This window comes from Thermoactinomyces sp. FSL K6-2592 (assembly GCF_038006465.1).
GTDB classification, from domain to species: Bacteria; Bacillota; Bacilli; order Thermoactinomycetales; family Thermoactinomycetaceae; genus Thermoactinomyces; species Thermoactinomyces vulgaris.
Genome location: NZ_JBBOVH010000001.1, coordinates 406,505 through 428,190, shown reverse-complemented (window position 1 = coordinate 428,190; position 21,686 = coordinate 406,505). Strand labels below are relative to the sequence as shown.

Here is a 21,686-nt window from a genome sequence, read left to right as displayed (position 1 = left end):
AAAACATCAATATATGGAGAGTCTCAAACAAAATAAAAAACAAGGGAACGCATGATCCCTTGTCTGTATTTTTAAAGATTTGCTATTGATTCCGATCTTTTAATACACGGAGCACCTCATCCAGAGGCAATTTTTGTTCCCGCAGCAAAACAAACAAGTGATAAAGGAGATCCGCCGTTTCATTGCTCAGCTCTTCGGCGCTGCGGTTTTTGGCGGCAATGATCACCTCGGAAGCTTCTTCACCGACTTTTTTCAAGATCTTGTCCAATCCTTTGTCAAACAAATAAGCCGTATAAGAGCCTTCGGGCCGTTCTGCTTCTTTTTTGGCAATCACCGATTCCAACTTATTGATCATCTGAAAGCGGCCGGCGGTATCTTCCGGTTGCTCCTTAAAACAAGAGTAGGTTCCTTGGTGGCAAGCCGGCCCCTCGGGAAGCACCTTCACCAAAATCGCATCCCGGTCGCAGTCCGTCTGAACGGACACCACTTTCTGCACATTTCCGGAAGTTTCCCCTTTATGCCAAAGTTGATTGCGGGAACGGCTGTAAAACCAGGCTTCCTTTGTCTTCAGCGTCAATGCCAATGCTTCGCGGTTCATATAAGCCAAGGTCAAAACTTCTTTGCTGGCCGCATCCTGCAGTATTGCCGGCACCAGCCCTTTTTCGTCAAATTGAATATCATCCGGATGGATCAACGCACATTCACCCCGTTTTCTTTTAAAGCCTTTTTCACTTGATCGATCCCGACTTCTTGAAAATGAAAAATGGAAGCCGCCAACGCCGCATCCGCTTCGGTTTCCAGAAACACTTCCACAAAATGCTCCACCTTGCCGGCCCCGCCGGAAGCAATCACCGGAACGCCCGCTTTTTGGGCAATTTGCCGGGTCAGTGGCAGATCATAACCGTTCTTGTGCCCGTCCCGGTCCATACTGGTTAATAAAATCTCCCCGGCCCCTCTGCCAACGGCTTCCACGGCCCAGTCCACGGCCCGCTTGTCCGTTCGTTTCCGTCCGCCGTGTGTATAAACAAACCAGTCTTTTTCATCCGGGTCATACTTGGCATCAATGGCAATCACGATGCATTGGTGGCCAAACCGTTTGGCGCCTGCTTCAATCAATCCGGGATTCAAAACGGCAGATGTATTGACCGACACTTTGTCCGCTCCCGACCGCAAAATGTCATACATGTCTTCCTCCGTACGGATTCCCCCACCCACGGTGAAAGGGATGCTCAGCTGCTCCGCGGCTCTTCTCACCACATCCAGCATGATTTTCCTCCCTTCGTGGGAAGCGGAAATATCCAAAAAAACGAGTTCATCCGCCTGGTTCCGGTCATAATAAGCCGCCAGCTCCACCGGATCGCCCGCATCCTTTAAATCAACAAAAGAAACCCCTTTGACTACACGGCCGTCTTTGACATCTAAACAAGGAATGATGCGTTTGGTTATCATAAATTCGCCTCCTTTGTCGCACGGATGGCTGACGGAAAGTCGATGGCTCCGGTGTACAACGCTTTTCCGACAATGGCTCCTTTCACGCCTTCATGTTGATAAGAAGCCAACTGTTTCAGATCTGCCACCCGATGAACACCCCCGGACGCGATCACCGTTTTCCCGCATACACCCGCCAGGTCCCGCACGGCCCCGATATTCGGACCAGTCAGCATTCCGTCTCTGGAGATGTCTGTAAAGATAAACGTTTCCGCACCCCAGTCACTCATTTGTTGTGCCAATTCCCCCGCTTTCACCCGGGATGTCTTCAGCCAGCCATGGGTGGCGACAAATCCGTCCCTGGCATCCAGACCGATGGCGATATGCGCGGAATAAAGCTTCAATGCCTCTTTCACAAACGCCGGATCATCAATGGCTGCGGAACCGATGACCACCCGGCGGACACCCCATTTTAAAAGCCGCTCCAACCGCTCCATATTTCGGACGCCCCCGCCGATTTGAACCGGAACCGGAGAGAATTCCACAATCTTTTGAATGATGGAGGCATTTTCCATCCCTCCAGAACGCGCCGCATCCAAATCCACGATATGGAGCCATTCCGCTCCCTGTTCGATAAACGTTTGTGCCACGTTCAGCGGATCTTCGCTGTACACCGTTTCCTGACCGTAATCCCCTTGTTTGAGCCGGACACACTTGCCGCCCCTTAGATCGATGGCCGGATAGATGACAAAACTCATGATGTCCCCACCTTTTCACTGAGCTTGGCAAACCGTTCCAACAAGGCAAGTCCCAGCTTGCCGCTTTTTTCCGGATGGAATTGCATGCCGTAAATGTTTCCGCGGGTGACCACCGCCGCCACCGTCTGATGGTAATCGGTGGTGGCAATCACATCTTCGGGATTGTCCGCTTGGATATGATAGGAATGGGCAAAATAAACATGTCCTTCTTCCAATCCCTTAAATAACGGATGCGGATGTTTAAAACTCAGCCAATTCCACCCCATATGCGGAATCCGGTATTCCCCTTCAAACCGGACCACGTGGCCGGGCAGCAAATTTAATCCCTGATGATAGCCATGTTCATCACTGCTGGTGAACAACAATTGCATTCCCAGACAAATCCCCAAAACCGGTTTGTTCCGGCGGGCCGCTTCCTTGATCACCGCGGCCAGATCCCTTTGGGTCAGTTCATACATCGCCTTTCCGAACGCACCGACTCCCGGCAGGATAATCGCATCCGCTTCAAGAATTGTTTCCCGGTCAGACGCGATGACACTGTCATAGCCCATCCGTTCCAATGCTTTGGACACACTATGCAAATTTCCCATTCCGTAATCGACAATGACAATCATCACAAGACTCCTTTCGATGAAGGGATTCCCTGTACGCGGGGATCCATCTGCACCGCATCATCCAATGCTCTCCCCAATGCTTTGAAACAAGCCTCGATCATATGATGGGTGTTTTGGCCATAGTGAAGGATCACATGCAAAGTGATGCGCGCTTCAAGAGCCAATTTCCAAAAGAATTCATGGACAAGCTCCGTGTCAAAACGACCCACCTTCTCACTCGGGAATTCCGCCCGGAATTCCAAATGGGGACGGTTGGACAAATCGACCACCACCTGGCCCAACGCCTCATCCATCGGAACAAAAGCATTGCCATAGCGGCGGATTCCCCTTTTGTCCCCGAGCGCTTCCCTCAACGCCTGTCCCAGACAGATGGCGATGTCTTCCACGGTATGATGATCATCAATATGGGTATCTCCTTTAGCTTCGACAAACAAATCAAATTTCCCGTGTTTTGCAAACAGATCCAGCATGTGTTCCAAAAACGGGACGCCTGTCTTCAAATTGGTTTGTCCCATCCCATCCAATTGCAATGCCAAAGAAATCTCGGTTTCCCTGGTTTGACGGGAGATATTACTCATCCGCTTCCCTGTTTTCACCAATTCCCTCACCTTCCCTTTTCTTTGCCATCCGTACCCGGACCGATTCGGCATGCGCCGTCAGTCCTTCCGCTTCCGCGAGGTACATCACTTTGTTCCCGTCACGGTAAAGCGCCTCCGGACTGTAGGAAATGACACTGGTCTTTTTCACAAATTGATCCACGCTCAGCGGTGAAAAAAAGCGGGCCGTTCCGCTGGTCGGCAACACATGATTGGGCCCGGCCCAATAATCCCCCAACGGTTCCGGACTGTGTTCACCCAGGAAGACGGCACCCGCGTGTTTAATTTTGGCAAGCCAATGCCAAGGATTGCGAACCATCAGTTCCAGATGTTCGGGCGCCAGCTGATTTGCGGTTGACACCGCTTCTTCCATATCTTTCACCACACAAACGGCACCGAAATTTTTGATGGATGCTTCCGCAATCTCGCGGCGCGGCAACCGGCGGCATTGTCTGTCCACTTCCTCCGCGACGCGTTCAGCCAAAAAGCGGGAAGGCGTGATACACACAGCGGAGGCCATCCGGTCGTGTTCCGCCTGGGAAAGCAGATCGGCCGCCACATAAACCGGATCCGCCGATTCATCCGCAAGGGCCACGATCTCACTCGGACCGGCGATGCTGTCAATATCCACTTGGCCGAACACCGCCCGTTTCGCCAACGCCACATAGACATTGCCGGGCCCCACAATCTTGTCCACACGGGGAATACTTTCCGTCCCATAGGCCAAAGCAGCAATCGCCTGAGCTCCTCCGACCCGGAAGATGCGGTCCGCACCAGCAATTTTTGCCGCCACCAGCGTCGTTACATACACCTCCCCGTTTTCAAGCGGGGGAGTCACCATGATCACCTCGTTGACGCCGGCGGTTTTGGCCGGAATCACATTCATCAACACAGATGAGGGATAAGCTGCTTTTCCTCCCGGCACGTAAACTCCGACCTTTTCCAAAGGAATGACTTTTTGTCCCAAAACGGTTCCGTCTTCCTCTGTAAAAAACCACGACTGTTGCCGTTGGTGTTCATGAAACTTCCGGATGCGTCCGGCCGCTTCGGTCAAAACCCGGACCAACTCCGGATCCGCCTGCTCCATGGCTTCTTCAATTTCTTCCGGACTCACTTCCCATTTTTGAACGTCGGCACCGTCAAACTGAAGTGTGAAGGTACGCAGGGCTTCATCGCCTTTTTTCCGGACCAGGTCAATGATCTCTTGCACCGCTGACAACGGTTCTTCCGTTTCAATCCCGGCCCGGTGGAGACGTTTTAAATCCTCCCGCGAGACAATTTTGATCACAGACGCCCCTCCTTTTCAATCACGCGTTCCAAATCACCCAAAATTTTTTGGATCCGTTCATTCTTCAAGCGGTAACTTCCTTTATTGGCAATCAACCGCGAGGTAATATCGGCAATACAACACCACTCCACCAAACCGTTTTCCTTCAGTGTCCGGCCGGTGGAGACAATATCGACAATCCGCTCAGCCAATCCGATGATCGGAGCCAGTTCGACTGATCCGTGCAGGCTGATGATTTCAACCTGCTGTCCTTGTTCCTTAAAATATTGTTCTGCAATCCGCGGATATTTGGTTGCCACCTTCGGATGGGGGGAAAGGGTGGATTCCGGCTTCCCGGCCACAGACATCCGGCAGGGACTGATTTTCAAATCCAGTAATTCATAAACATCACGGGATTGCTCCATCAGCACATCTTTCCCGACCACACCGAGGTCTGCTACTCCATATTCCACATAGGTCGGGACATCCATCGGCTTGGCCAAAAAAAAGGTCATTTCGTTCTCCGGTACCGACACCACCAGTTTTCGCGAATCCAGATCATCCGCTTTCGGAACCGGCAGGCCGGCTTGTTGAAACAGGTCAAAAGCTTCCTCCATCACCCGCCCTTTGGCCATGGCGATCGTTAACACGTGGACCACTCCCCTTCGCCGGCGATCGTCAAAACTTCATCCACATCCGGTGTCCGGTCTGCCCGGCTTCCCACCGGCTGCATGATCACCGCACAACCTTGCTCCCGTAAGGAACGCACTTTCCGATAAGCTTCCTGTTGCAAATGAGGTTCATAAAAAACTGCGATCCGTTTCGGCGATGCCGGTTTTAACGGACTGGCCTCCAACAGGCGGTCGGTTTTTAAAGCAAAACCGGTTGCCGGAAGATCCGTGTGGAAAGATTGATAAAGCTGGTCATACCGTCCTCCGCTGACGAGGGGAAATCCCATCCCTTTTGCATAGCCCTCAAAATAAACGCCGGTATAATAACCGAGACTCCCCACCAAGCTCAAATCCACTTTCACTTGCGACACACAGCCAAAAATCTGCAACTGGTCCCAAACCCGTTTCAGATAACAAAATTTTTCCCGCACTTCTTCTGTTTGGGCCGACGCAGACAGTTTTTTCCAATCTTTCCCTTCCAGTCCCGGTTTTGTCAGCTCCATGATTTCTTGCCGTTCTTCAAGGGAAAGATCCAACTCCTCCAGAATGCGGCGAAATGCAACCAAATCCCTGACTTCCAATGTTTCTTTCAACTTTTCAATCGCTTCATCCCGATGAATCCGTTCCCTTAAAAATCCTTCCAAAAGTCCGACATGGCTGAGTACGATGGTCGGAGCACCGATGCCACAAGCCTGGATCGACTCCACGGCCAAAGCGATCACTTCCCCGTCGGCTTCCGGCCCCGCTTGTCCGACCAGTTCCACCCCTGACTGAAATTTTTCGCTGTTTCGGCCTGCTTCCTTCTCTTGGGCGCGGAAAACCGTCCCGTGATAAAACAGGCGCAGCGGCAAAGGCTCCCTTTTTAAAACCGAAGTCACCAACCGCGCGATCGGAGCGGTCTGGTCGGGACGCAAAACCAACAGATTCCCGTCCCGGTCCATGCATTTAAACATCCGCGAAACGGGAATCTGGCTGGATTGTCCCACTGTATCAAAAAATTCCAAGGCCGGCGTGCAGACTTCCTGATAGCCCCACTTGACAAAATGATCCCGGACCCGGTCTTCCAACAAACGTTTCTTTTCCGCAATGAGCGGCGGAAAGTCCCGAAAACCCATTGGTTTTTCAAATGTCTGCGGTTTGGTCATCGCACTCCCCCCCGCTTCGCTTTATCTTATTAAATCGATAATGAGTTAAAGTATCGTTTCAAGTAGTATAACATGAAGCACTTCTTATTGACTAGTGTTTTGTTTTTTCTTTCAACCATTCGGCCAAACCGATCAATGCTTTGCGGCGGTAAGAATAAGTCTGCCATTCTTCTTCGGACAGCTCACTCAGCACCCTCGACTCCCCTTCCGGTATAAAAATCGGGTCATAGGGGAAGTCGGTGACGGGACTTTCCGATTGTTCGATTTGCTCAACGATATGCCCTCTGGTTTCTCCGCTGAAAATCTTCATTTCCCCGTTGAAGCAGATGCCGACCGCTCCCTGGAACCAGGCTTCTCTCTTTTCCCCGTGCAAAAGTTTGCGGATTCCTTTGTAGCCAATCCGTTCATAAATCCGCTTGGACAAAATCCCGGGGAAATCTTTGTAAGCCGCAAAATAGATCCCGGCATCATCCACCATGAATTGATCCAGCCCTTGTTTACGGACTTGTTTCAATTTGGCCCGGGCTGTTTCTTCCACCGTTCCTTTATCCGGTTCCACAAAGGCAACCGTCTTCTGCTCCACGTCAATTCCGAAAGGCGCCAGGATTCCTTTGGCTTCTGCCACTTTTGCTTTGTTTTGAGTCACGAAAAAAAGTTTCATTTTTTCCCCTCCGATGGTTCGATCTGACTTTGATTTTTTCTCATTTTAACGCTAATTCTCTTGCATCAGAAATAAATAATACACTGCCAGCCGCATTATTTTTACAAAAAAGACATAAACGATCGGTTCAATGCGAATAAATACACTAGAGACTTTAACAAGGAAGGCGAAAGCAATGGGCTACTTGGGACTCTCTTTCCTGGCAACCGGGATCGTTCTGGAACTGATCGGAATCTTTCTGGTATATCGGGGAAAAAACCAATCATTGGAACCCATAATGATGGGCCTCGTTTTCCTGTTGGTTGGAATGATTTCCATATAAAACCGGCGTTTAAAACCCGAAGCTTTTTTGTGTTTTTTTGAAAACGTTTACAAATAACGGCGGATTTTAACGATCTCTTCTTTTTGCTGTAACAAATTTGTGATAAAAACCATGAAATCATCTTGAAAAGATTCGATTAATTCTACACAATGATTAATAAAGGTATTAAAATTGAATTATTGGGTTTAAGTAATGAACTTATCTGTTAATTATCAATTACTTATTTCCGATCAAATATATTTCCAGAAAGATATAAGGAAAGAGGGGTTTTTATTTATGTATAAGATCATTGGTTACTACAAAAGAAAAGATGGAATTGAAGAGTTTGCAGAGGAATTAAAAAATACATTGATCCCGAGAATCTTAAAAATCCACGGTGTAATTAAAGTGGAAGTGACGGAATTGATGGTTTCCAACAGCAGCCCGACCGATGTGACACCGGATAACGATTTTGCTTTAATGTGCGAAATTTACTTCGCAAGCCCCGATGCCCTGCAAAAAGTCTTAGCCAGCGAAGAAGGACAAGCCGTTGCCCAAAGCTGGATCAACGATGCAGCCGATTACCTGGTGGCCTATGTAGGGAAAGAACAAGTCTTCAGAGCGAACCTTTTCACCAATTTAAATTATTAATTACATATGACGGACGATCCCCTCTGTTTTGGAAACTCTTGATACACATTCTGCTGACTGGCCGGTACAAGCCAGTCAGCTTTTTTTTGTCCACCCCTTGTGGTATGCTACCTTCAGATATTTGCGGTAAAGGAGAAGTCACACCCATGAACTACCAGTTATTTCGAAAAGTGTTGTTTCGGATGGATCCGGAAACCGCCCACAACTGGACCGTCCGGGGATTGAAATGGATGCAGTCTGCTTCCTTGATTCAAAAGACCGTCTCCAAACCATTCACCATCCAAGATCCGCGCCTTGCCTCCGAATTATGGGGTATTTCTTTTCCAAACCCGGTGGGAATGGCAGCCGGATTCGATAAAAACGCCTATGTTTATCCGGCACTTGCCGCTTTGGGATTCGGCTTCGTGGAAGTCGGCACCCTGACTCCCCGTCCGCAAAACGGGAATCCCCGTCCCCGGTTGTTCCGCCTTCCGGAAGATAAAGCCGTGATCAACCGGATGGGATTTAACAATCACGGGATTGCCGCGGCGAAAGAATCCTTTGAACGATTGGGACATCCCGCCATTCCGGTCGGCATTAATTTGGGTAAAAACAAAGACACCCCCAATGACAAAGCAGTGGAGGATTATACCCGCGGTCTCCAAGAACTGTATCCCTACGGCGACTATTTTGTAATCAATGTCAGCTCCCCCAACACCAAAGGGCTTCGCGACCTCCAGCACATCGAGGCATTGCAGTCGTTATTGACGGAAATAATGAACCAACGAACGAAATTGGAAAAAATCGATCAAAAAAGAAAGCCCGTTCTGTTAAAGATCGCTCCGGATCTTGAAATCCAGATATTAAAAGAGATTGTCTCCACGGCGGTTTCCTTGCGGATTGACGGCATCATCGCCACCAACACCACGTTGTCCCGTAAAGGATTGACCGCCTCGGCCCGACATGAAAACGGAGGTTTGAGCGGAAAGCCTTTGCGGGAAAAATCAACCGAAATGATCCGACACATTTATTCCGTAACACAAGGCAGCATTCCCATCATCGGTTCGGGAGGCATTTTTTCGGGACAACATGTCATCGAGAAACTGAAAGCGGGGGCCAATCTGGTTCAAATCTATACCGGCATGATTTATCAGGGACCCGGGATCGTCAAGCAAATCAACCAGGAATTGATAAGACAGATGGAAAAAGAACAAATCAGCCATTTTACCGAATGGATCGGCCAACACTTGCAGGAAACAAAAAGACGGGTTCCCTTGTAAAAGCCCGTCTTTTTCCTGTCAAAACATTTCAGGTGGCTTTGACATTTCAATGGTGCTGACCATCTTCTTGGAGATGACAAACATTTCCCCGTCCACCTCGATGGAAAGGGTGTATTTGTCAAAATCATTGACTTTCCCTTGATATTGGTATCCGTTGACCAAATATATTTTGACGGTATCCCCCTTTTCCTTTAATTGGCTTAATATTTGGTCTTGTTCTCGGTTCATCCCCTGTCACTCCCCTTTCTCTTTCCTTGTTTCTTTTTCTTGTATTTAAATCCTTCCTCCGGCCGCTGCTTTTTTATATAGAAAATTCTTTATTTTTAAAATGAAAATATTGTTATGAAAAATGCTATAGATATATAATTAAAGATAGAGAACCACTTCAGACATAAAAGGGGGAATCCGGTTTGAGGAGAATTTTGGGGATCTCGCTTCTTCTTTTCAGCATGGTCTTTTTCAGTTTCAGTCCGCCGGTCAGCTATGCAGCCGACGATCACTTTCAACCGGGAACTTTATATGAAACGTTCCAGCAGGCTGCCAAGGAATTTCAGGTTCCCGATGAAATTTTACTGGCTGTCAGTTATGCCGAAACCCGCTGGCAAGACCATCACGGACAACCCAGCCAGCTCAACGGCTACGGGTTGATGCACCTGGCCGACAACCCGTACAACCAATCATTGAAAGAAGCCAGCCGCCTGTTGAATCTCCCCGAATCCACATTGAAGACAGATATCAAACAAAACATCCGGGGAGGCGCTGCCGTTTTGGCCGAACTGGCCAAGGAAAACAATCAGGGCCAGATCCCGCAAAATTTGGCTGACTGGTATACCACCGTGGCCGATTACAGCGGGTTATCCTCCGACTTGGCTGCCAAATGGTATGCCGATGAAGTTTTCAAAATCATCAATGAAGGCGCACAACGGGTGATTGACGGGGAAGATGTTTTCATTCAGCCGACTCCGGTAACACCTCATACAGGAAAGTATGAACAAGTGGAAAAGCAACCGGAAAAACAGGCAACGCCCGATTACCCTGGTGCCAAATGGGTGGCCGCTTCCAGTTCCAACTATACAGCGGCCAATCGCGAAAGCGACGGCAATTCCATCGACTATGTCATCATTCATACGACACAGGGCTCTTACAGCGGCACGATCAGCTGGTTCCAAAATCCGGCAGCCAGTGTCAGCGCCCACTATGTAATCCGTTCCAGTGACGGAGAAATTACCCAAATGGTTCAAAACAAGGACATTGCTTGGCATGCGGGAAACTGGAACTACAACGTCCACAGCATCGGGATCGAACATGAAGGATACGTCAGCGATCCGGCTTGGTACACGGATGCCATGTACCGCGCTTCAGCCAACCTGACCCGCTGGTTGTGTGACCGGTACGGCATTCCCAAAGACCGAAGCCATATTATCGGACACAATGAAGTGCCGGGCGCAACCCATACTGATCCGGGTTCCCACTGGGATTGGAACTACTATATGTCTTTGGTCAAGGAGTCTCAAGAACTCGTTTTTGACAACACCGGCGCAAAAATGGCCAGCGACGCATGGGGAACCAGCAGCTGGAATTCCCAAAAATACGGAAGCAACTATCATTTTGCCGAACCGGTGCTTGCCAGCGACCCTTTCTGGTACCAAATCAACATTCCTTCCTCGGGAAACTATGATATTTACGGCTGGTGGCCAGCCAACAGCGGCTATAACTCCAACACGCCCGTGATCATCAAAACATCTTCCGGCAACCAAACAGTTTATGTCAATCAGCAACAAAACGGCGGCAAATGGAACTATCTGGGCCGTTTTCACATGTCGCAAGGCACTGATTATAAAATTGCCGTATCCAGATGGTCATCCGGTTCCGGTTATGTGGTGGCTGATGCCTTCAAGCTGATTAAACAATAATTTTTTCTCTGTTCCTCCTTGAATGCGAACTTGTGTTCGTGTATGATCATAGACAAGGAGGCGGAGAAAGATGCTGGCAGCTTCTTTTCACAAATGGTATGAAACCCAGCGGCACAACATGGTCACAAACAGGCCGGCCGCAACATACCATCCCCCCGCAAGGGATGAAGACGAGCGCCAATACATGACTTTTTTGCTGGAAGAATCTTATGAATTGCAAAAACCTGTCATCGTGATCTATGCGGGGAAATATTCACCCCTTCAGTTTTACGGACGCATCAAAAAAATCCATCCGTATGAAGAATGGTTCATCATGGCCAACGGCGAATGGAAGAAAAAAATCACCTTTGATCAATTGATTGAGGTGGACCCGTTATAAAAATCCCCCGGGAAGTCTTCCCCGGGGGATTTGGTTATGCTTCGGCTTGACGACTTCTTTTGGACTGCCATCTTTCTTTCAATTGGGAGAGGAAAAGATAGACGATCGGAACAATAAACAAAGTCAATAACGTGGACGAGGCAAGTCCTCCGATCACCACAATCGCCAATCCTTGCGACATGGCGGCACCTTCTCCATACCCGAGAGCCAGCGGCAACAAAGCGAAAATCGTTGCAAAAGCCGTCATCAAAATGGGACGCAGACGGGTTTCTCCTGCTTCCAACAAAGCATCAACGGTATTGTGCCCGCGTTTTTTCATCTGTTGCACACGATCCACAAAGACGATCGCATTGGTGACCACGATCCCGATCAACATCAATGCCCCGATCAAAGCAGGCGCACTGATCGGCTGACCGGCAATCCACAGACCGAGCAAACCGCCGATGACGGCATACGGGAGAGAGAACAAAATGGTAAAGGGTGCCGTGGCTTCCCCAAATGCAATCAACATGACCACATAAACGGCAAAGACCGCGACGATCATGGCTTTCCCCAGATTAGCAAAGCTTTCGTTCATTTGTTCGATATCGCCGCCCAGTTTGACCGAAACGCCTTGCGGGATCGGAGTGCTGTCAATTTGCGCTTGAATGTCTTTGGAAACGGCTCCGGTGTCCTTAATGGTGACATCCCCGGAAACGGTGGCAGCCAACTGCCCGTTTTCTCTTTTGACGGTGACCGGTCCTTCTTCCACCTTGACGTTGGCAATATCTTTGAGCGGAACCAGTTCACCGGTGGAGGATAATATCCGGATTTCTTTCACCTTATCCACCGAATTGACTTCATCTTGTTTCAATCCCAATTTCACTTCTTGCGATTCGTTTCCTTTCTCAATTTCAAAGATCGTATCCGCCTGCAACAATCCGCGGACACTTGCGGCCACTTGTTGGGCCACCAAACCTTTCTTCGCAGCTTTGGCATCATCCACTTCAATGGTGACGATTTTCTTCTGTTCACTCAAATTGTTTTCCACATTGGCAAGACCGTTCACTTTTTGAATTTTTGCCGTCAATTGATTGGTCAATGTCCGGATCTTGTCCATCGAATCTCCGGTAATCACCACTTCGATGGAATTGGAAGCGGGATTGATGCTGTTGACTTCACTGACATTCACAACGGCATCCTGATCCACCGCATTTAATTCCTTGCGGATGTTTTCCAAAAAGGTGTCCATTTCGGTGTCATCCGCCAAGGTGACAAACATGGAAGCACGGTTGCTGCTGCCCGTTGAACCGTCATTGGTCATCTGGCTGCTCATGTTCCCGACCGAACTGCTGATCACTTTCACTTCCGGGTGCTGTTTCAACTTTTGCTCCATTTGTTCGGCGACTTGATTTGTTTTTTCCAAATTCGTGCCGGAAGGCATTTTCAATTCAATGTTCATCGCTTTTTCTTTATCGGAAGGAAGGAAAATGGTTCCGATAAAGGGTACGAGCGCAAAACTTCCCAACAACATTAAAGTCGACCCGACCAAAACGATTTTTTTATGGTTCAAAGACCAATTGAGAGCTTTTTTGTATTGTTCCGCCAGCCGGCTCCTTGTCCGGTCTTTTTTCAACGGCTTTCCGTTCAAAGCCAGCAATTTCGCCAAGACCGGAACGATGGTGACAGCCACCACCAACGAGCACAAAAGCGAAATGGTCACCGTCAGTGCAAAGGGATAAAAGACTTCACCGATAATCCCTTCAATCATTCCGAGCGGAACAAATACCGCAACCGTCGTCAATGTGGAGGATGTAATGGCTGAAGCAACCTCTTTGGTCGCCAACAGAATCAATTCGGACGTGCGTTCCATCCCTTTCATCAGGTGGCGGTAAATGTTTTCGATCACGACAATGCTGTCATCGACCACCCGACCGATGGCCACCGTCATTCCGCCAAGGGTCATGATATTGAGGCTCACATCCGCTTGTTTCAACAAGATCAAGGTTGCAAAAACAGATACCGGAATCGAAACAATCGAAATCAATGTCATGCGCACATTCCGCAAGAACAGAAGAATCACAACCGAAGCAAACAGAGCCCCGAGCAATCCTTCCCGCACCATGGAATGGATGGACATTTTGACACTGTCCGACTGGTCAAACAACTTCATGAATTGAACGTCTTTATTGGCTTTTGCCAGCTGATCCAGTTCAGCATTCACTGCATCTGCTGTTTCCACCACGTTATCATCCGGATTTTTGATGACCTCCACATTGATGGAGGGTTTCCCGTTGGTCCGGGTGATCATGGATTGACCTTTTGCTGATTCCGTAATGGTGGCAATGTCCTGAAGTTTGACGGTTTTAATTTCTGGTTCTTTCATTTCCGGTTTGCCGGTGCCGGCAGAAGTTTTTCCTTGCGAAGCCGGCATTTTTACCGATTGGCTGTTTCCTTTCGGCACAGTTCCGGAAGATTTGGGCATCTTCGCCAGCATCGCTTGCAATTGTTTGCTCAGCGCCACCAGTTCAGCTTGTTTGGCCTTCAACTGTCCCTGCAACATGGCGATTTGTTGTTTGAGCTCAGGATTTTCAGGATCTTTTTGCAGTTGCTCCATCGCTTTATTTAACTCAATCTGAATCCCGATCATTTCGGCTTGGACTTTTTGCGTATGGGCCTGTACTTTCGCCAACTGCTGGGTTCCTTGGCTGACTTGCCCCAATCCTTGGCTCACCTGTCCCAGTCCTTGGCTCATTTGCCCCAACCCTTCGCTCAATCCTCCGACAGCTTGACCTAGGCCGCCTACAGCCTGCCCCAAGCTCTCCATGGATTGACCGATTTGGTTGAAGGCATCCTGCATGCCTTCCGTCGGATTGGCAGGAACGGTCAACTCAAAATTTTTCAAGTCTTCCACTGAGGTGATCTCCTGATGAATGCGTACAGGCATATCCACATTGCCGGTGTTTAAATCCCCCAGCGGCAAAGACATCTGGGCACTGGCCAAAGCTTGTTGAACTTGCTGCATAGTGAGATTATGTTTCTTTAATGCTTCCGGATTCAAACGAATGTATACCGCTTTGGTCCCTTCTCCTTTTACCTGTACTTCACCGACCCCTTCGATCGACTCCAGTTTGGGTTTCACCACATCTTTTACCCATTGCTCCAATTCAGTGGCATTTTTCTTGTCACTGCTTACCGTAAAATTAATCATGGGGAAGGTGTTGAATCCAAACCGGTTAAAGATTGTATCCATCACATTGTCCGGCAAATCCAAACGGTCCAGGGCGTCCCTCATTTGTTGCTGCGCCTTGTCCAGATCCGCATCAAAATCAAATTGGGCAACCACCACGGAAGTACTGTCTGCCGAAATGGATGTAACCTTATCCACCCCTTTGACTCCCATGATTTCTCTTTCTATCGGCTTGGTCACCTCTTCGGCGATATCCTCAGGCGATGCCCCCGGATACGGGGTGACTGCGACAATCACCGGAAAGTTGATATCCGGCATGGCTTCCATTTTTAATTGGGTTGCTGTATAAACACCGCCACCGGTTACCAAAATGATCAAAATCAACACTGCGGCAACGTTTCGCAGTGAAAAACGGGTCAACCAATTCACCTTGACTCCCCTTTCATATCACCCATAAATAATTAATCTGATTAAATAATAACTTCTAAGCAAATTGAAAAATAGTGTATCTCACTGTTGTTCATATAAATTCCAATCTTTCATCCCATGAATACCAAAAACCGGAATCGGATTCCGGTTTTTGGTTCAATCCCTCATTGTTTTGTACTTTTTATCACCCTGACCGGATTTCCTGCCACAAAAGTGCCGGGGGGCACATCTTTGGTGACCACGGAACCGGCTCCGACCACCGCACGGTCTCCAATCGTCACTCCCGGAAGGATGGTGGAATTGGCGCCAATCATCACATGATCACCGATATACACATCCCCCAACCGGTACTCATCAATCAAATATTCATGCGTCAAAATGGTGGTGTTGTATCCGATAATCGTATTTTTCCCGATATGGATTTTCTCCGGATACAAAATATCCATCATCACCATGAAAGCAACCGCCGTGCATTCTCCGATTTCCATGCCGGTCAGCTTGCGATAAAACCACCTTTTCAACCCCATCCACGGCAAATAACGGGCAACCAAGATCACGAGGGTGTTTTTAAACACTTTCCAAAAGGGAACCGTCCGGTACACCTGCCATAATGAATTAGGCCCGCTCACTTTGAATCGTTCCGTCTTGCGCATGTTGTCCGCTTACCCCTTCTCTGTATCCAAAATGCGAAGCAAATCACGCATATCATGCAAATAATAGGCTGGCTCATACTTCTTCAGTTCCTCCGCATGAAGGCTCCAACCCACCGCTGCCGCATCGACCCCGGCGCGCTTGGCCGCCATCAAATCATAGCGGCTGTCTCCAACCATCAATGCCTCCTCCGGAGCCGCCTTCAACTGTTCCAAAGCCAGAAAAATCATGTCCGGAGACGGTTTTGCCTCGGGAGTGTCCCCGATGCAAACGATGGTTTTCATAAACGGGGTCAGTTGAAACAGATCCAATCCTCTTTCCACCACGACCCGCCGTTTATTGGAAACCACCCCCATCACCACACCGGCTTGATCCAACGCTTGCAAAACCTCCCGGACATGGGGAAACGCTTCGGCATATTCATCATGATGCTTGATATTATAGGCATGGTAGGTTTTCACCATCGCTTCGGCCTGATCAGGATCAAAACGGCGCATCTGGTCGAGCAGAGGCTCCCCCATGATCTTCAGCACATCTTCCCGAGTGTACTTTCCCGGACAATGCTGACTGAGCGTATGCATAAAAGAAGCAAGAATCAACGAATTGGTATTGATCAACGTTCCATCCAAATCAAAAAGGATGACGGAATATTTCACGCTTGTTCCACTCCTTCGGGATTTAAGCTTTTTTACTTTCACCGGCCTGCTTTGGGACAGTTCCGCTCATGCGACGCCAAATGATGAGAACCAGCCCCGCCAAGACGCCGATCAGGCTCACCAATTGTGCAATGCGGATGTTCCCCCCGGTTAACATTCCCGGTTCGAACAACAATTGCATCGGGGACCAAAGCCCAGCCAGCAGTTGTTCCAAAAAGCCGGGGCCGGAAAACGCAAGGCTGTCTGTCCGGAGGCCTTCAATGAAAAAGCGGCCCAATGAATACCAGATCAAGTAGGAGAAGAAAATCTCGCCTTGCCGGATGCGTATCTTTCGTAAACCGATCAGCAAAAGGAACCCGGCCAAATTCCAGATCGATTCATACAGGAACGTCGGATGATAGTACACACCGTAAATATTCATCTGATCTATCAACCATGAAGGCAAATGCAAGCTTTCCAAAAAAGCCCGCGACACTTCCCCACCATGGGCTTCCTGATTGACGAAATTTCCCCAACGTCCGATCGCCTGGCCCAAAATGATACTCGGGGCTACAATATCCGCCATTTGCAAAAATGACAAACCATGCTTGCGCACAAATATGTATCCGGCTGTAAAAGCACCGATCAATCCGCCGTGAATCGCCAGTCCGCCTTTCCAAACGGCAATGATGTCTCCGGGATGCATGGCATAATACTCCCATTCAAAGAGCACATAATAAAGCCGGGCTCCCACGATCGCCGAAGGTAATACCCAGATCATCATATCCAATAAAATATCCGGATCCAGCCCCTGGCGCTTTGCTTCCATTGTCGCCAACCACAAACCCAACATGGCGGCCGTCGCCATAATGATCCCGTACCAATGCACCTGGATCGGGCCGATGGAAAAGGCCACGGGATCAATCACCATGAACGTCATTCCCTTCATCCCCCTTCTTCCCCAAACAGTAATTTCACGGATCCACCCTTCCATTTTGAACAAATTTGGTCTTCATTGTAACCTAAAAATTTTCGAAAAGAAAATCCCTTTCAGATCAAGCGGTTTTCATTCAAAGCAGATTGGCCTGTCCAAAGCAACGTCATAAAAATCCCGGCGGACTTTCTGTGCAATATTTTTCATTTTTTTATCGAATTATTTATTATGGACATAAAAAGTCTGATTCATTAAAATAGTATACACAAATCATTGGAGGGATTTATTTTGTTGGCGTTCGATTTACACCGAGAAGAAGCAGAACGTTATGATTGTATGGAATGCGGAAACAGCCAAAGTGTGTATATCATGGGAGATCGCGGATTTTGCTCCACTCCCGGATGTTTGTCCAATGATCCCATCCAGTTTGTGTACCTTCCCCATTGGCGCAAGCCGAAAACTTGTCACGCCGATCGCGAAATCACGCTTGAATAATAGATCACAGCCGGCTGCTCCTGACAAAAGAAGCAGCCTTTATGCGTGGTTTGACACCTTTTTGAACGATTCCTCCCCACGCGGCCTCCAACATTGTTCCAGCACCAGACAGATCAACATCCCCACCAGTAATCCGTTGCTCATCAAGGACTGAATCACCGGGGGAAAGTTTTGGAACACTTCGGCAGGAAGAAACATCATTCCCACCCCGGCCGACATGGTGATACCTAAAATCTGAAATCTCCGTGAATCCAGAGCTTCTTTTAACACGCCTTTCAAACCGATGCCGAACATTTGCCCGAAAGAAGCCAGCAATACCGCATAGGCCACCGGGCCCGGCAATTGGGCGAAAAACGAGATGATAGGCGGGATGCATGAAATGGCGACAACCCCGATACAGGCTGCCAGATAAGGACGTCTCCTCTTCTCGCCGGTCATGCTGACAAAGCCGGCGGAAACCGTCAAAGGAACCATTCCGACCGTCGAAAAAAGAGACGAAGCGAGCGTCGCCACCCCGTTGACCGTTCCGGAACGGGACAACAACCCGGATTCCAAGCGATTCTTCCCGGACAACACTTGTTCCATGGCTGACACACTTGCAATCAAATTGGACAAAAGCAACAACACAATCACCAATACGGTTAAAATCATGTTCGGATCAAAGACCGGCGTTCCCCAGGCAAAAACGGACGGAAGGGTGACAAAAGAAGAAAAAGAAACCGGCGCCGCATCATAACCCAACCCTGCAAAACCGGCCCAACCTGCCGCAATGCCGATTAAAACCGCATAATTTTTCATCCAGCCTTTTCCCCAAACGGAAAGAACCCACACCAACACAAAAACCGCCACCGACACGAGCAACAATTTGCCCTCCAAAGCATCACGGCCTTGCCCGATCCCGAACATTCCCTGAAAGAACACACCGCTTAACTGGAGCGACAATAGCATTAAAAAGGACCCGGTCACCAAAGGGGTAAATAAAAACAGGATTTTCGGAAGCAAGCGGAAGGCAGAAATAACGATGATGATGACTCCGGCCAAGATCATCGCCCCTTCCAACACCCGTAAGGTCTCCGAAAGCACGGCTTCACCGGCCCCGGCCATGGTTCCCATCACCGTGAACATGCCGAGCCAGATTCCCGCCGGACCGTCTGCCAAAGGATAACGGTGCCCCAGCCATCCCTGCAAAAAAGAAGTCAATCCGATTACAAAAAAAGTCCGCTGCATCAAGCCGGCAACTTCTGCAGCAGAGAGATGATAAAGCTGGCCGATGACAACGGGGAGCGAAAGGGCATTTGCCAACAAGAAGACCACCCATTGCAAAAAGGAAAAACCCTCTTTCATCCATGCATGTTCATTTTTCATCAAATTTTTCTTCTCCTCCTCCCGGATTCAACCCCATCAATCAAATTCCTCACTGTCATCAATCGCGGAACCCAATTGCTGGACAAATTGTTGTGCGGCATGATAACCCATTTGCTTCAACCGGTAGTTCATGGCCGCCACTTCAATAATCACCGCCAGGTTTCTCCCCGGGCGGACCGGAATGGTCAACTTGGGGATTTCTGTGTCGATAATGCGGATTTTCTCTTCATCCAGACCCAATCGATCGTATTGGCGCTCTTCCTTCCATGCCTCCAAATGAATGGCCAGCGAAATTTTCTTTTTATCGCGCACGGCTCCGGCCCCAAACAGCGTCATGACATTGATGATCCCGAGTCCCCGGATCTCCAGGAGGTAACGGATCAATTCCGGGGCATGTCCGACCAGCGTCCCTTCTTCGGACTGGGTGATTTCCACCGCATCATCGGCAACCAACCGATGGCCGCGCTTCACCAGTTCCAATGCCGTTTCACTTTTGCCGATTCCGCTTGAACCCGTAATCAGCACGCCGATTCCATACACATCCACCAACACCCCGTGCATCGTTGTGGCCGGGGCCAAGTATTTTTCCAGGTAATTGGTCAATTTGCTGGCAAATTTGGTGGTTGCCAAGGAAGTGCGCAAAATCGGCACCTTTTTCTTCTTGGACGCCTGGATCAATTCGGGCGGCACTTCCAACTGCCGCGTTACGATAAAACAAGGGATTTCCGAGTGGCACAACCGCTCCAAACGTTCCTCTCTTTTTTGCCTGGTCAATCCTTCAATAAAGGACAATTCCGTTTTGCCAAGCAACTGCAAACGTTCGACCGGATGATAAGTGAAAAAACCTGCCAGCTCCAATCCCGGCCGGTACAAATCCGCGACGGTCACGGCACGGTCCAATTGATCCCAACCATAAATCACTTCCAGGCGAAACTCTTGTATTAACTTTTCCAGTGTAACCTTTTTACTCATCGTCCGTATCTCCTAACATCCAACCGGCCTTTGATTGCCTTTTTGCCGGCGGACAGTTTTTTATTCTCACGGATGCCGTTCCTCTGCCGGCTTGACTTGTTTCATATCCTAAAATACCTTTTTTTCTGTTTCTTTGTCAAAACGGAAGGAGAGATTTTCTCTCCCGGCGTGACACAGGGAATATCCGGCTTCTTGTCGAATAAAAACCATAAACACGGAAATGGAAGCCGTCAAGGAGGAAACGCGTGATGCGCATAGTGGCTTGGCTCCTGATTCTGGCAGGCGGCATTTTCTTTTGTTACAATATGTATCATTGGCAGAAAGAAGCATCGGTCGTGGAACAGAATGAACAACTGGCGGCATCCATTGCCCCCGACTGGCATGTCCAAACCACGATGCCTTCTTTAAAACAGGGAGTCTCCGTCCCGCCCCCTCCCGTCCGCCAAGGTGAAAAGCTGGGAGAATTGGTGATTCCGAAACTGGGCCGGATTCTCCCGATCGTCAAAGGAACGGATTCCGATTCCTTAAAAAAAGGGGTCGGATTATACCAAGGGCATGGCACGGTTTACCCCGGGGACACCGGGCATGTTGTCCTGTCCGGCCATCGGGACACTGTTTTTCGGGATTTGGGCAAATTGAAAAAAGGAGACCGGTTATACATAAAATACGGGAACTATCTCTTCACTTATCAAATCCGTAAATCTTGGATCACCCACGCCGATGACCGGACCGTGATCGTTCCCATTTCCCGTCCGGTTCTGACCCTGTCAACTTGTTATCCGTTTGATTACGTGGGAGATGCCCCGGATCGGTATATCATCCGGGCTGAATTGATTCAAATTCAAGAAGGTGAAAACAAACATGATCATCGCAGTCGGATCGACCAATCCCGCTAAAGTCGGGGCTGTTGAAGAAGCGTGGCAGGAATTTAACCGGACCGGAACGGTTTTATCCGCTTCCGTTCCTTCCGGGGTTTCAGACCAGCCTTTTTCCGATGAGGAAACCATCGAAGGGGCCATTCACCGTGCACGCCGCGCCAAAAAAGCTTTGGACGCAGCCATCGGAATCGGCTTGGAAGGCGGAGTGACCGAAACGCCTAATGGTTTGTTTTTGTGCAATTGGGGAGCCCTTGTGGATGAAAACGGCCGTGTGCAGCTGGCCGGAGGGGCCCGGATTCCGCTTCCGGATTCATTCAGGACTCCGCTGAATCAGGGAAAGGAATTAGGATGGATCATGGAGGAATATTCCAAACAAAAAGGGGTTCGCCGGGATCAAGGAGCCGTCGGCATCTTCACCAACAACCAGGTGAAACGAAAAGAAATGTTTATCCATGTTTGCAAACTGCTTTTCGGACAATACCAATTTTACAAACATCATTCATAAAAAGGCTTGT

The 21,686-nt window shown here is 49.0% G+C and carries 23 protein-coding genes; 7 read left to right on the top strand and 16 right to left on the bottom strand.

The window, feature by feature from the left end; translation table 11 throughout:
- Nucleotides 1–82: 82 nt before the first annotated feature.
- From hisIE to NYE37_RS02205, 9 genes are all read right to left on the bottom strand, one after another.
- Entirely contained in the window at nucleotides 83–694 is a 612-nt protein-coding gene (gene hisIE / locus NYE37_RS02245) for a bifunctional phosphoribosyl-AMP cyclohydrolase/phosphoribosyl-ATP diphosphatase HisIE (RefSeq protein ID WP_037997438.1), read from the bottom strand.
- On the bottom strand, nucleotides 691–1,449 hold the full coding sequence (gene hisF / locus NYE37_RS02240; protein WP_062843244.1) for an imidazole glycerol phosphate synthase subunit HisF: 759 nt from the start codon (nucleotides 1,447–1,449) through the stop codon (nucleotides 691–693). Before hisF ends, hisIE begins: the two co-directional genes overlap by 4 nt.
- Nucleotides 1,446–2,186 carry a 1-(5-phosphoribosyl)-5-[(5-phosphoribosylamino)methylideneamino]imidazole-4-carboxamide isomerase gene (hisA, locus tag NYE37_RS02235; RefSeq protein WP_037998088.1) on the bottom strand — a complete coding sequence of 247 codons (741 nt, stop codon included), beginning with the start codon at nucleotides 2,184–2,186 and terminating at the stop codon, nucleotides 1,446–1,448. The genes hisF and hisA overlap by 4 nt, the downstream gene beginning before the upstream one ends.
- The gene (hisH, locus tag NYE37_RS02230) at nucleotides 2,183–2,800 is read right to left on the bottom strand and encodes an imidazole glycerol phosphate synthase subunit HisH (RefSeq protein WP_037998086.1); all 618 of its coding nucleotides are present in this window, start codon (nucleotides 2,798–2,800) and stop codon (nucleotides 2,183–2,185) included. Before hisH ends, hisA begins: the two co-directional genes overlap by 4 nt.
- Nucleotides 2,800–3,378: an imidazoleglycerol-phosphate dehydratase HisB gene (hisB, locus tag NYE37_RS02225; protein ID WP_037998100.1), complete on the bottom strand. Its 579-nt coding sequence runs from the start codon at nucleotides 3,376–3,378 to the stop codon at nucleotides 2,800–2,802. Before hisB ends, hisH begins: the two co-directional genes overlap by 1 nt.
- The gene (hisD, locus tag NYE37_RS02220; protein WP_340712043.1) at nucleotides 3,371–4,681 is read right to left on the bottom strand and encodes a histidinol dehydrogenase; all 1,311 of its coding nucleotides are present in this window, start codon (nucleotides 4,679–4,681) and stop codon (nucleotides 3,371–3,373) included. Before hisD ends, hisB begins: the two co-directional genes overlap by 8 nt.
- On the bottom strand, nucleotides 4,681–5,322 hold the full coding sequence (gene hisG / locus NYE37_RS02215) for an ATP phosphoribosyltransferase (RefSeq protein ID WP_121874289.1): 642 nt from the start codon (nucleotides 5,320–5,322) through the stop codon (nucleotides 4,681–4,683). The genes hisD and hisG overlap by 1 nt, the downstream gene beginning before the upstream one ends.
- Complete coding sequence (gene hisZ / locus NYE37_RS02210; RefSeq protein ID WP_138614833.1) at nucleotides 5,307–6,479, bottom strand: ATP phosphoribosyltransferase regulatory subunit; 1,173 nt, start codon at nucleotides 6,477–6,479, stop codon at nucleotides 5,307–5,309. Before hisZ ends, hisG begins: the two co-directional genes overlap by 16 nt.
- 91 nt (nucleotides 6,480–6,570) lie before the next feature.
- Entirely contained in the window at nucleotides 6,571–7,140 is a 570-nt protein-coding gene (locus NYE37_RS02205) for a non-canonical purine NTP pyrophosphatase (protein ID WP_037993311.1), read from the bottom strand.
- A 598-nt stretch (nucleotides 7,141–7,738) separates the two neighbouring features.
- On the opposite strand from NYE37_RS02205, the gene NYE37_RS02200 reads away from it, so the two are divergent.
- Together NYE37_RS02200 and NYE37_RS02195 are read left to right on the top strand one after the other, a co-directional pair.
- Nucleotides 7,739–8,092 (top strand): EthD family reductase, encoded by a 354-nt coding sequence (locus NYE37_RS02200; protein ID WP_037993309.1) that lies wholly within the window; start codon nucleotides 7,739–7,741, stop codon nucleotides 8,090–8,092.
- Nucleotides 8,093–8,238: 146 nt separating this feature from the next.
- Nucleotides 8,239–9,351 carry a quinone-dependent dihydroorotate dehydrogenase gene (locus NYE37_RS02195; protein WP_340711735.1) on the top strand — a complete coding sequence of 371 codons (1,113 nt, stop codon included), beginning with the start codon at nucleotides 8,239–8,241 and terminating at the stop codon, nucleotides 9,349–9,351.
- Nucleotides 9,352–9,369: 18 nt separating this feature from the next.
- On the opposite strand, the gene NYE37_RS02190 is transcribed toward NYE37_RS02195, so the two are convergent.
- Nucleotides 9,370–9,579, bottom strand: coding sequence for an RNA chaperone Hfq (locus NYE37_RS02190; protein ID WP_037993303.1), 210 nt, complete (start codon nucleotides 9,577–9,579; stop codon nucleotides 9,370–9,372).
- 182 nt (nucleotides 9,580–9,761) lie between these two features.
- Here NYE37_RS02190 and NYE37_RS02185 point away from each other — a divergent pair, with 182 nt between their 5' ends.
- Entirely contained in the window at nucleotides 9,762–11,264 is a 1,503-nt protein-coding gene (locus tag NYE37_RS02185) for a golvesin C-terminal-like domain-containing protein (RefSeq protein WP_049720664.1), read from the top strand.
- A 70-nt stretch (nucleotides 11,265–11,334) separates the two neighbouring features.
- Entirely contained in the window at nucleotides 11,335–11,643 is a 309-nt protein-coding gene (locus tag NYE37_RS02180; RefSeq protein ID WP_037993300.1) for a YolD-like family protein, read from the top strand.
- Between the two features lie 34 nt (nucleotides 11,644–11,677).
- Here the strand turns inward: NYE37_RS02180 and NYE37_RS02175 are convergent, their stop codons facing one another.
- From NYE37_RS02175 to lgt, 4 genes are all read right to left on the bottom strand, one after another.
- Nucleotides 11,678–15,241: an efflux RND transporter permease subunit gene (locus tag NYE37_RS02175; RefSeq protein ID WP_049720665.1), complete on the bottom strand. Its 3,564-nt coding sequence runs from the start codon at nucleotides 15,239–15,241 to the stop codon at nucleotides 11,678–11,680.
- A gap of 164 nt (nucleotides 15,242–15,405) precedes the next feature.
- Nucleotides 15,406–15,894, bottom strand: a complete 489-nt coding sequence (locus tag NYE37_RS02170; protein ID WP_037993298.1) for an acyltransferase — start codon at nucleotides 15,892–15,894, stop codon at nucleotides 15,406–15,408.
- 9 nt (nucleotides 15,895–15,903) lie between these two features.
- Nucleotides 15,904–16,548 carry a pyrophosphatase PpaX gene (gene ppaX / locus NYE37_RS02165; protein WP_049720666.1) on the bottom strand — a complete coding sequence of 215 codons (645 nt, stop codon included), beginning with the start codon at nucleotides 16,546–16,548 and terminating at the stop codon, nucleotides 15,904–15,906.
- A gap of 22 nt (nucleotides 16,549–16,570) precedes the next feature.
- A complete protein-coding gene (gene lgt / locus NYE37_RS02160) occupies nucleotides 16,571–17,467 on the bottom strand; it encodes a prolipoprotein diacylglyceryl transferase (RefSeq protein ID WP_340711734.1) in 897 nt (298 codons plus the stop codon).
- Nucleotides 17,468–17,752: 285 nt separating this feature from the next.
- On the opposite strand from lgt, the gene NYE37_RS02155 reads away from it, so the two are divergent.
- Nucleotides 17,753–17,956, top strand: coding sequence for a hypothetical protein (locus NYE37_RS02155; protein ID WP_131470896.1), 204 nt, complete (start codon nucleotides 17,753–17,755; stop codon nucleotides 17,954–17,956).
- Nucleotides 17,957–17,995: 39 nt separating this feature from the next.
- On the opposite strand, the gene NYE37_RS02150 is transcribed toward NYE37_RS02155, so the two are convergent.
- Together NYE37_RS02150 and hprK are read right to left on the bottom strand one after the other, a co-directional pair.
- Nucleotides 17,996–19,321 (bottom strand): purine/pyrimidine permease, encoded by a 1,326-nt coding sequence (locus NYE37_RS02150; protein ID WP_121874333.1) that lies wholly within the window; start codon nucleotides 19,319–19,321, stop codon nucleotides 17,996–17,998.
- A 36-nt stretch (nucleotides 19,322–19,357) separates the two neighbouring features.
- A complete protein-coding gene (hprK, locus tag NYE37_RS02145; protein ID WP_037993293.1) occupies nucleotides 19,358–20,293 on the bottom strand; it encodes an HPr(Ser) kinase/phosphatase in 936 nt (311 codons plus the stop codon).
- Nucleotides 20,294–20,541: 248 nt separating this feature from the next.
- Between hprK and NYE37_RS02140 the strand changes: the two genes are divergently transcribed.
- Together NYE37_RS02140 and NYE37_RS02135 are read left to right on the top strand one after the other, a co-directional pair.
- The gene (locus NYE37_RS02140) at nucleotides 20,542–21,189 is read left to right on the top strand and encodes a class D sortase (RefSeq protein WP_049720668.1); all 648 of its coding nucleotides are present in this window, start codon (nucleotides 20,542–20,544) and stop codon (nucleotides 21,187–21,189) included.
- Nucleotides 21,155–21,676 carry a DUF84 family protein gene (locus NYE37_RS02135; protein WP_037993292.1) on the top strand — a complete coding sequence of 174 codons (522 nt, stop codon included), beginning with the start codon at nucleotides 21,155–21,157 and terminating at the stop codon, nucleotides 21,674–21,676. The genes NYE37_RS02140 and NYE37_RS02135 overlap by 35 nt, the downstream gene beginning before the upstream one ends.
- The last annotated feature ends 10 nt before the right edge of the window (nucleotides 21,677–21,686 follow it).